The 11,793-nt window shown below is 27.3% G+C and carries 8 protein-coding genes; 6 read left to right on the top strand and 2 right to left on the bottom strand.

The window, feature by feature from the left end; genetic code table 11:
• Nucleotides 1-177: 177 nt before the first annotated feature.
• The 6 genes from E6771_RS04260 (at nt 178) to E6771_RS04235 (ending at nt 9,996) form a co-directional block, all read left to right on the top strand.
• Nucleotides 178-1,494, top strand: coding sequence for an MATE family efflux transporter (locus tag E6771_RS04260; RefSeq protein WP_316089886.1), 1,317 nt, complete (start codon nt 178-180; stop codon nt 1,492-1,494).
• Between the two features lie 261 nt (nt 1,495-1,755).
• On the top strand, nt 1,756-3,102 hold the full coding sequence (locus E6771_RS04255; RefSeq protein ID WP_316089885.1) for an MATE family efflux transporter: 1,347 nt from the start codon (nt 1,756-1,758) through the stop codon (nt 3,100-3,102).
• Nucleotides 3,103-3,117: 15 nt separating this feature from the next.
• Entirely contained in the window at nt 3,118-5,781 is a 2,664-nt protein-coding gene (locus tag E6771_RS04250) for a PD-(D/E)XK nuclease family protein (RefSeq protein WP_316089884.1), read from the top strand.
• 2 nt (nt 5,782-5,783) lie between these two features.
• Complete coding sequence (locus tag E6771_RS04245) at nt 5,784-8,855, top strand: UvrD-helicase domain-containing protein (protein ID WP_316089883.1); 3,072 nt, start codon at nt 5,784-5,786, stop codon at nt 8,853-8,855.
• A gap of 16 nt (nt 8,856-8,871) precedes the next feature.
• Entirely contained in the window at nt 8,872-9,384 is a 513-nt protein-coding gene (locus E6771_RS04240; RefSeq protein WP_316089882.1) for a GrpB family protein, read from the top strand.
• A 30-nt stretch (nt 9,385-9,414) separates the two neighbouring features.
• Nucleotides 9,415-9,996: a flavodoxin family protein gene (locus E6771_RS04235; protein WP_316089881.1), complete on the top strand. Its 582-nt coding sequence runs from the start codon at nt 9,415-9,417 to the stop codon at nt 9,994-9,996.
• Nucleotides 9,997-10,038: 42 nt separating this feature from the next.
• Here E6771_RS04235 and E6771_RS04230 read toward each other — a convergent pair whose 3' ends face one another.
• On the bottom strand, nt 10,039-10,491 hold the full coding sequence (locus tag E6771_RS04230) for a hypothetical protein (RefSeq protein WP_316089880.1): 453 nt from the start codon (nt 10,489-10,491) through the stop codon (nt 10,039-10,041).
• A 204-nt stretch (nt 10,492-10,695) separates the two neighbouring features.
• The gene (locus tag E6771_RS04225) at nt 10,696-11,787 is read right to left on the bottom strand and encodes a DNA polymerase III subunit beta (RefSeq protein WP_316089879.1); all 1,092 of its coding nucleotides are present in this window, start codon (nt 11,785-11,787) and stop codon (nt 10,696-10,698) included.
• Nucleotides 11,788-11,793 lie beyond the last annotated feature (6 nt).

Below are 11,793 nucleotides of genomic sequence, written 5' to 3'. Positions count from 1 at the left end.
ATAGTTTAGTGTTTTTATATAGAAATAAGCTAAAAATTATTTAGACAGAACAACTTGATATTATTAATGCAATTGTAACCTTATTGTCACATGATTGGATTAAATTAAATCTGAATTTCCCTCTATGTAAATTAGAGGGATTTGAATTTTTTGTAAAAAATATATGAGGAGAAGAAAATGTCTAAAAGTATTAGCTTGGGAAAAGATTCAGTATGGAAACTGTTTTTGAATTTTTCTATTCCAGCAGTAACAGGTATGATAGTAACAGCTATGTACTCTATTGTAGATGGAATATTTGTAGGTCGTGGAGTAGGAGCAGAAGGACTTGCTGCTTTGAATTTGGGATATCCAATAGTAAATTTTGGAGCTGCCTTGAGTCTGATGTTTGGAATAGGGGGAGCTACCCTTATTTCGTTAAATTCAAAAGATAAAGAATTTTGTAACAGATGTTTTTCATATATAATAGTGTTGAATGTGACAGCATATCTTCTTATTCTTCTTATGGTTATATTTTTCAACGAGAGAATAATAAGACTCATGGGAGCAAATGACAATCTTCTTCCAATGGTGAAAGCCTATATGTATCCATGTACTGCAGCACTGGGATTTTTGATGATATCTAACAGTCTTAATGCTGTAGTGAGAAATGATAAAGCACCAGCTTATGCTTTTATTTCAATGATAATAGGAGCTGTTACAAATATATTTTTAGATTGGCTTTTTATAATGAAGTTTGGTTTTGGAATATTTGGAGCAGCAACTGCTACTGGAATAGGGCAGTTGTTTTCAATGCTTTTTCTTGTGAGATATTTTATGAAGCCTGGTTCAAGATTTAAGTTTTCATTTGAAAATCGAATAAAAATGGATATAATGAAAAAGATAGCAGCTATAGGGTTTCCATCATTTATAATGGAATTTACAGTGGCACTCATAACAATTCTATTTAATATATCATTTATGAAATATAGTGGAGAAATGGGTGTCTCAGCTTTCTGTATAGTTGGATATGTATTTTATATATTTAGAATGCTGTACAATGGAATGGGGCAAGGGATACAGCCAATAGTAAGTTATAATTATGGAGAAAACAAATTAGATAGAGTTGAAGATACATATAAAATAGGACATAAAATATCATTTGGGATAGCCATTGTGATACTTATTTGGGTAAACTTTTTTGGAGACAGTCTCATAAGATTATTTAATGATGACCCTGAACTTATAAAAGCAGCAGGACACGGATTAAGGCTATATGCAAGTGCAGTAATTTTCGTAGGAGCTAACTTTATAAATATATCCTTTCTTCAATCTAAAGATAGAGCAAAAGCTGCTAATATATTATCAGTATTGAGAAGTACAATATTTGTATTGATGGGACTTTTTATTCTTCCTAAATTTTTAGAAGAAAATGGAATATGGTTGGCTTTGCCATTTTCAGATTTGATGACTTTTTTAACAACTTTAGTATTGAGAAAGAAAATAGACATATTATAAAAAAGAAAGATTATACTAAAAATAAAAAATATTGAATTTTTCATAACAAAAAACTTAAAAATCTAGACTGTCTTAACAGTCTTTTTTTATAAAATAAAATCTATAAAAACATTTGAATAAAGAATATTTAGTATACAATTTTATTTTTATTATATTTAAAACAATCTTAAAATCTATAATTAAAAAAATAAATTAAAAAGGTGAAAAAAAATAGGAAATGTACTATAATTAAGGTAGAGAATATACATGGGGGGAGTAATAATGGATATAAAAAGAGAGTGGAGAAGAAATAAAAAAGTATTTGCAGCAATTATGGCAATAGCCCTTCCTGCAATAGCTGATTTATTTGTTCAAACATTGTTAGGATTTTTTGATATGATAATGGTTGGAAAATTGGGGCCAGTAGCAATAAGTTCAGTAGGAATAGGAAATGCTCCTGTACAGGCAGTTATCCCGGTGTTTTTCGCGATAAGTATTGGAACAACAGCAATAGTCAGCAGAGCTTTTGGATCAGACAATAAAAAAGAAGGAAAAAATTCAATGGCACAGAGTATAATTCTTTCTGTACCATTTTCTGTTATTATAGCAGGACTCTTATTGACTTTTGGAGATAATATACTTAATCTTGTAGGAAGAGCAGATGATATGGATTTAGTAAGAACTACAGAATATTATAGAGCAGTAATTATGGGATTGCCATTTTTATGTTTTAATGTAGTATTTGCAGCAGCTTATAGATCAACAAGCAAGTCTACAATCCCTATGATAGCAAATCTTATAAGTGTTATTTCTAATGTTATATTAAATTATATTTTTATTTTTACACTTGGAATGGGGGTACTTGGAGCTGGAATAGCTACTACAATAGCAAGAGGAATAGTAACAGTTATTTATTTAGTGCTCACATTATTTACAGATAAGTTTTGGGTATCTATACCATTCAGTGCATTAAAATATGATGGTAGCATGATAAAAAGAATATTAAAAGTAGGAATACCAGCAGCAATAGAGCAAGGAATATTCAGAATAGGTATGCTTGTATTTGAAATGATGGTAATATCTTTGGGAACTATGGCATATACTTCACATAAGATAGCTCTTACAGCTGAATCATTTTCATTTAATATGGGATTTGGATTTTCAGTGGCTGGAACAGCATTGGTAGGACAGCAGTTAGGAAAACATTCACCTAAAAATGCCGAAAGAGACGCAAAAGCAACAACCCTATTGGCTCTTTGTGCAATGTCTGCTTTTGGATTGACATTTTTTATACTTCCAGGAACAATAATAGCTATGTTTACAAAAGAACCAGCTATTAGAGAAATGGCAACAGGAGCTTTAAGGTTGGTGTCAATATGTCAGCCATTTCTTGCAGTATCAATGGTATTGAGCGGATGTTTGAGAGGAGCAGGAGATACTAAAGCAGTTCTCCTTATTACAAGTTTAGGAATGTATTTAATAAGAATACCACTTACATACTTATTTTTATATAAATTGGATACAGGATTGTTGGGAGCCTGGGTGGTAATGTCAATAGATCTAGGATTCAGGAGTATAGCATGCTATAGAACATTTAAAAAAGGAAGATGGAGATATTTAAGTGTTTAATGAATGGAGGCAGTTTTGATAGAAAAAAAAATAAATTTTAGATATATTGGATATGGGAATAGTTTTGCAGAAGAATATTGGAAAAAAGAAGATAAGGTAGAGAGTAATCTGTACCTTTTTTCTGATAACAGAATGAAGTCTGTATTTGTGAAAAAAATGAAAAAAGATATTTTTTCAAAACAACCAGAATTTAAGACTATGGATGAACTTAGAGAAAGAATATTTATTTCTGATAAAATAGTATTAAAAGAGGCTAAGAGAATCTTAGCTTTTTATAAGTCTATACCACAGGATATAAAAGATGAACTTAATATAAAATCCTATTATGATATAATAGATTTCGCAAATAATTTTTTTGCATATTATAGAGAAATGAATATAAATGATATAGAAAAAATAGATAATATACATAACTGGCAGGAAAAATATTTTTATTATTTTGGCAGAATAAAAGAATCATTTGATATTTTATGTGAGAAACATAACTATATTCCAAATGACTGGCTTGAAGATATGAGATATTTTCAAATGAAATGGTTTAAAAAATATAAGAAAATAATTTTTGTAGATGTAATAGAGTATCCAGAAATATATAAAAAAGTTATAAATAAATTATTGGAAGAAAAAGAGATAGAAATAATACTTCAGTTAGAAAATGGAGATTTTGATGAAAATAAACTTAAAATAGAAAAGATAACTTTACCAGAAATTTCTCCAAATAAAATATATGTATATAAGTCTAAAGATGAATTAGAAGAGAGTATGAGCCTGATTTACTTATTTCAGGGAAAGGGAAAAAGTGGAGATATGTATTCACCTGTTCCAGAGAATAATACTTATCATAATGTTTTCCCAAGATATTTTGGAAAATCTCAGGCAGTAACAATGAATGATACAAAATTATATAAATTTTTAAATATACAGCTGAATATTCTTATGAACATGGAAGAAAAACTTGGAAGAGTTTATTTAATATCAGCTATTAAAAAAGCATTTGATGATAGAGTATTTAAGGAATATTATTCATTAGGAGCAGAAGATATAATTACACTTAATAATTTTATGAGAGAAGATTATAAATATATTTCCTCTAAAATATTAGATACATCAGAAGCTGAATGGATATTTTCAAATAATAATGAATTTAAAAATAAAATGGAGAATATATTTTTTGATCTGAACAGCATAATAGAGTTAAAAGGTGTAGATGATATATATGAATATTTTAAAAAGCAGATAAATTTAGAAAAATTTATAGAGCAAGAATATGGAAATGTTTTTGAGAAATTTTTTGAAATATTCGGAATAATGAAAAGTAATGAAAATATGAGTATCCATAATAGTTTTAATACATATTTTGAAGGAAATCTTGGAAGTTCTCTGTTCAGACTTGTTATTCAATATATGAAAGATATAGTTATATCTTCAAATGAAAAGGTAGATTCTGAAAGAGCAATTGTTAAAAATATAGAGGCTGCCAGATTTGCTAGAGAAAGCAGGTCATTGTATAAAGAGAAAAAAATGTTTGGAGAAACTAATTTCTTTATGGATATTACTGGGGATATTTTGCCTGGAAATATAGGTGATAATCTCATATTTACTGAAAAACAGAGAAAAGATATGGGAATGGTAAGCAGAGAGGAAAAAAGAGAAATAAAAAAATATAGATTTTTCCAAGCTGTGTTCAGTAACATTAATGCTGTTATTTTTACTAAAAAAAATGAAGATAAGGGAATAGATATATCTCCATTTTTAGATGAACTTTCTATAAAATATGATTTAGAAATAAGAAAGGCACCTGTTGATCTTAATGGAAGTATAGAAGCTCTCAAGAATGCTGTATTTGAAAAGGAAAAAGGATATCCAGAGTTTGAAATAGAAAGTTTTCCAAAAGATAATGAAGATTTCAAAGATGGAAAATTAAGTATGGGTGCATATGACTACAGTAATTTAAAACAATGCAGATTAAAATTCTATTTTCAAAAGATGAATAACTTGGAATATCTGTGTTCTCCAGAAGAAAGTGATATAAGCAGCAGATTTTTTGGAATTCTTGTTCATAAGGTATTAGAAGAAATAGTAAAAGGAATGTGGAAGGAAGTAATTTCAAAGGGAAACTTTAAAATTGACAGAACTTATATAGAGGAAATATTAAATAAACATTTCTCATACAGCAGAGCTAAAATACCAGTACATATGGATAATTACTGCAGTGAAATAATGATTCCAATAATTACAGCTAATATAGAGAAGTTCTTTAGTTATATAGAAACAAAATATCAAAATATTAAAATAAAAAGATTTCAAGGAGAAAAGGGAGTATATGAAACAAAACCATTTATAGATGGAGATATTCAGATATTTCTCAGAGGAGTAGCTGATTTAGTAATAGAAAGTGAAATTGGAAATGAAATTGTAGATTATAAAACTGGTGGAGCTAATAAAGAACAGCTAGATTATTATAGTATAATTTTATATGAAGATGAAAAAAAGGCTCAAAAATATATTTTTAATGTATGGAAGGGAAATATAGAAGTACATGAAGAAATAAAACTTACAAAAGAAGGATTAAAAGAAGATATAATAGACTTTTTAAAGAGCGATAAATACTCTTTTGCTGAAAAGGTAAGTGTATGTAATAGCTGTGAATATATAAAAATATGTGGAAGGGGAAGATAATAGTGAAAAACAGACTGGTTTTAAAAGCAAGTGCTGGAACAGGAAAAACTTATCGTCTCTCTTTGGAATATGTAGGGGCATTATGCAGAGGAACAGATTTTAAAGATATACTTGTAATGACTTTTACTAAAAAAGCAACAGCTGAAATAAAAGAAAGAATACTTAAATTTTTAAAAGAACTGTCTGAAAATGCGGAAGATGGAGAAAGTATAAAGGAAAATTTAAAGAAAATATATCCAGATATGGAATTTGATCATCAAAAAATATCTGCTGTATATCAGGACTTAATCCAAAATAGAGATAAATTGAAAGTATATACAATAGATGCTTTTACCAATTTAATATTTAAAAAGGCTATAGCACCATATTTGAAAATATATTCATATGAAATAATTGATGATGATGAAAATAGAAAGATGTTAATTAAAACATTTCAGAAGATATTTGATAATAAGGAAGATTTCGGAGCTTTTAAAGGATTCTTGGAAGATAATTCAGAAAAGAATATGGAAAATTATCTTACACTTATAAAAAATCTTTTAAATGAAAGATGGAAAGTTATTGTCTTAGGAGAAAAACTGAGAGAAAAAAGAGAAGCACTAACATCAGAAAGCAATTATAGACATATGGACAGAATAGTAGAAATACTGGAAAACATATCTAAAATAAAAGATAAATCTTTAGAAGAGCTGTTTAAAACTTCATTGAAAAAATATCTCTTATGTAAAGATGAAAATGAAAAAGAAGCTTTTATTCTTGAAAAAAATGGAGATATTCTGGAAAAAGAAATATGGAATGGAGTAAAAGTAAAATCTAAAAAAGGGGATATAGATTATGAACTAGAGAATATGAAAAATATATATGGAGAATTGAAAGATAACCTTGCTAAGACTATGTATAATAAGAGTGTTATTCCTTATGAAGAAAAGCTCCTTTATATTTTAAATAGAATTTATGAAGTTTATGATGATATAAAATTTAAAGAAAAAAGGTTTACGCATTCAGATATCAGCAGTTATACTTTTAAATATATAAGGGATAAAGAGTTGAACTTTATAAATGAAAATGGAGTAACAGGTGAATTCTTTGAAATTTTAGATGGAAAAATAGATACTATATTTATAGATGAATTTCAAGATACAAGTATACTTCAATGGAGAATATTGAAAGATATAATTGATCAAACAAATAATGTAATCTGTGTTGGAGATGAAAAACAAAGCATTTACGGATGGCGTGGGGGAGAAAAAAAGCTATTTGAAAATCTTGAAAAAATAATTGATGGAAAAGAAGAAAAACTTTTTACTTGTTTTAGAAGTGAAAAAAATATAGTAAGTTTTACAAATATGATATTTTCAAATATATCTAAAATGTCAGAGAATGGAGAATTTGAAGAAGAATTATGGAGTTTTTATGAAGTAAAATCTAAATCAGATGATATAGCTGGTCATATAGAAGTATTGAGAAAAAAAGCAACTGAAGAAGTTACTGTGATAGATCAGATAATAAAAAAGATAAAAGAGAACTTTAACAAGGATTATAAAGGAATAGGAATATTGGGGAGAACTAATAAAGAATTGGATATGATAGCTGAGAAATTATCAGAAGCAAATATTCCCTATGTTATAGATTCAAATTCTAATATAGTAGAGTATAGAGGGATAAATGGTCTTTTTTCTTTGATAAACTATCTTGTAAAAGATGATTATCTTTCACTCTTAGATTTTTTTAGGTCAGATTTGATAAATATAGGAGTAAAAACTCTAAAATACATGATAAAAAATAGAGAAGATATAGAAAAGTATCTTAATATGGAAGAGATAGAAATAGCATTAAAAGAAACTGAACTTAGAGTATTGGAAATAGTGAAAGTTATAAGAAAAGAATACATAGAAAATAATGGAGAAACAAGTTTTCTGACTTACAGCATATTGAAAAAAGTAGGAATAGGCGGAAAATTTAATAGTAAAAGTGATATTTCAAATATTTATTCTTTTTATAAAATAATAAAAAATTATAAATATTTTGAGGAATTTATTGTTGAATTTGAAGATAAAAAAAATAGTGATAAATTTAAAAAAATGGTATTAGAAGATGATAACAGTGTAAATATTATGACTATTCATAAATCAAAGGGTTTAGAATTTGATACTTTATTTTATTACTATAACCCTTCATCAAGAGGGAGTTCACGAGGAAATGTAAAATTCTTTCTAAAAATGGATAAAGACTATAATAAACCTGAAAGTTTTCTAATAACTCATGACAAGTTTAAAAAAATTATAAAATCTTTAGGAAAAGAATATGATTATCTCAATGATATAGAAATCAAAGAAAAACATGAAGAGATAAATAATCTCTATGTAGCTCTTACAAGACCTAAAAATAATTTGTATATAGCAGTTGAAAATGATAAAGAAAATCTTTTTTCAGAAGCATTATTTCTTAGTGAAAATGCTATAGAAGACAGTGATATTGTATTTAGTAAGAATGATAAGAAAACAGCTGAAGGGAAAAAAAGAGAATTTACAGTTGATTTATCAACTCCAGAAGCTGAATATCCTGATGCAGAAGAAAGTATGGAAAAAGAAAGAGAAAAAATATATTCTCATGCCCTTGGAAATGAAATGAAAAGAATGAGAGGAACAACTGTACATTTCTTTTTAGAAAATATAATACATGGAACTGAGGAAGAAATAGCTTTAGCAAAAGAACTTACTTTTTCAAAATTTGCTTCATCCATAGGAGAGAAAATTATAAAAGAATTGCTGTCAGATGAGGTTATAGAATATATTTTAAATAAAAGTAAAAAAATCTTTTCTGATAAATGGGATTTCATTTTTCCTGAATATGAAATATTCACAGATGAAAAAACATATAGGATAGACAGACTAATGGTAAAAATGCCAGTAAATGACTCAAAAGGAACAGTCTATATAGTAGATTATAAAACTGGAGATACTGACGAAGAACAGATAGAGAATTATAAATATTTAATAGAAAAACTTTTAGAAGATAGAGAAATGCTGGATAAATTTGAGATAATTACAGAATTTATAGAATTTAAATTATAAAATAAAAGGGGTAGATATGTTGGTAGAAGTAAAAGAGCACAATCCTGAATGGGTTTGCCTATATCTTGGGGAAGCTGAACAAATAAAAAAAATATTTCAAGATGAACTTATAGAAATATATCATATAGGAAGTACTTCTGTAAAAGGATTGAAAGCAAAACCAGTAATAGATATAATGCCAGTGGTAAAGGATATAAATAATATAGATCAGTATAATGATAAATTTATTGAGCTGGGATATGAGCCAATGGGAGAGTATGGAATATCTAAAAGAAGATTTTTTAGAAAAGGTGGAGAAAAGAGAACTCATCATATTCATATATTTCAAATCACTGACAGAGAAAATATTGAGAGACATCTTGCAGTAAGAGATTATTTGAGAGAACATTCAGAAGATGCAGCAGCATATGGAGAACTGAAATATGAATTGGCACAAAAATATCCAAAAGATATAGAAGTTTACTGTGATGGTAAAGATTTATTTGTAAAAAATTTAGAGAAAAAAGCTCTTGCATGGTATAAAAAATAGAAATTTAAAATTTTAGCAAGGGAGGATTTTATGAAAAATATATTGGTAATTGTTGGAAGCGGAAGAAAAAATGGAAACACTGAACAATTAGCAGATTCTTTTATAAAAGGTGCTAGAGAAGCTGGACATCATGTGAAAAAAGTTTTTTTAGGAAATAAAACAATAAATGGATGTATAGGGTGTAATGCCTGTCGTTATGGGAAACCATGTATACAGAAAGATGATTTCAATGAACTGATTCCCGATATAAAAAACTGTGATTTGCTGGTTTTTGCTTCTCCACTTTTTTTCTGGACAATTTCTGCAAAAATAAAAGCATTTATTGAACGTTTTTATTGTATTGCAGAAGAGGATACTAACCCTCCATTAGGAAGATATGAAAAATATCCTGTAAAAGACTGTGCATTGCTTATGACCTCAGCAGATAATTTATTTTGGACATTTGAACAAGCAGTTTCTTATTATCAGTTTACTTTAGTCAATTATATAGGATTTAAAGATAAGGGCATGGTGTTGGCAGGAGGATGTGGAAGTACCAATGGGAAGCCTAAAATTAAAGAAACAGGACATCTTTTAAGAGCATATGAATTTGGTAAAAGAATATATGAATAATAAAAAGAGAATGAGCAAATCATTCTCTTCTTATTTTAGAATCTAATAGTTTAATTCTTTTAATACTGTATCAATCTCTTCACTTTTTTCTTGAGGAGCATTAATAAAAATAAATGTATTTTCTATTCTTGAAATAACTTTATACTTAGAATTAGCTTTTAAAGTATATCTTGAAGTATTTCCCATAGTTTTTTTAGTTTCAACAGTTTTGTTACCTTTTGATTTTTCAAAAGTCTCTTTATTTAGGTTATAAGAACTAACTGCAACATCTACATTTTCAACAACAAAAAATTCTATTTGGTAGTTGTCTTTTCTGGCAATTATTACATTTTTAATTGCTTTAGAAGGATATTGAGAAGTAATATCTATCACTTCATAACCATTTTTTCCCATTTTACTTTCAAATTCTCCAATTGTCATAGCTTTTTTATTTCCACAGCCTATGACAGCAAAAATTAACACTGCTCCAATTAAAATTGAAATAAGTTTTTTCATAAAACCCCCCTGATAAATTTTATAGTTAATTATATCATAAATAAAATAATCTTGTTGACTTATTTTAGAAATATATTTATTTTATATGGAAATATATAGAAATATTCAAAGTAATCAAAAAGTAAAAAATATAGAATATTTTTCAATAAAAAAGAATGAAGCCTAGATGTACTTCATTCTTTTTGAATATTTATTTAATAATTATTAATCTCTAAGTGCTAGTGGCATCAAAATGTATTTGTAATCATCTTTCCCAATTTCAGTTATTTCAAACATAGAAGAAGCACTGCTTCCTTTTATAACAGGATTATCTGAAATATTATCTATATATTCAGCAAGAAATTTACAGTTTAATGAAGACTTAAAATCGTCTCCTTCTTTTATCATATTAACTTTTTGGTTAATTTTAGCTTTTCCAGAGAAAGCATTGATTAAAAGAACTTTTCCTTTAAAGTCAAATATAGCACCAAATTTAGCATCTATACTTGTCTTAGCCACTGTTATAACTCTTTTTAAAGCACTTTTTAATTCATCTCTATTAAATTCCATAACTTTACTGAAAGAATTATTAGCAAGTATACCCTTGAAGTCAGGGAAAGGTAATGCTATCGTTTTACTTGAAAAATAAGCATTTTCCCAAGTAAGAATGATATTTTCTCCACTAAATCCAATTGTTGCTTCTTTTTCAGAATCTTTTAAAAGTTTGCAAATAATATTTATTGTATCCATAGGAATTGAAATTTCTTTTTCTACATGACAGTTTTTTTCAGATTTTAAGTATAAAAGTCTATAAGAGTCTGTAGATACAAGATTGATTTCACTTAATTTGAAGAGAGCTCTTACACAGTTTATTTGAATATTATCATTTGTTAAAGAAGCAGCAAATTTAGATTTTTCAAGAAGTTTAACAAACTCTCCACCACCTATAGAAATTAGTTTTATAGGTGTAGTCTCTGTAATGAGTGGAAAAGTTCCTTCTTCAAGTATTGAAAATTCTGCTTGATGTACTGTAATAAATCCATTATTTAAAATAAATTCAATATATTCTTCATCTAAAAGTTTTATATACTCAAGAAGAAGAAATGGTTTTAAAACTACACTTCCATCTACTTTAACTTCAGCTTCAATTTTTCTTATATGATCTACTTCAAGATTAGTTCCTACAAAAGTGATGATATTACTTTCAGCTTTTATTTGCAATCCTGAAACAATAGGTTTGATAGGGTTTTCTTTTAATATATTTGTATATTCAGAAAGTATTGAAATCAATTCCTCTCTTTTTATAGAAAATTTCATTTATGC

The sequence above is a fragment of the Fusobacterium sp. genome, from assembly GCF_032477075.1.
GTDB lineage: Bacteria > Fusobacteriota > Fusobacteriia > Fusobacteriales > Fusobacteriaceae > Fusobacterium_A.
The sequence above is the reverse complement of the archived record's forward strand: the minus strand, read 5'-3'. Positions and strand labels throughout refer to the sequence as shown.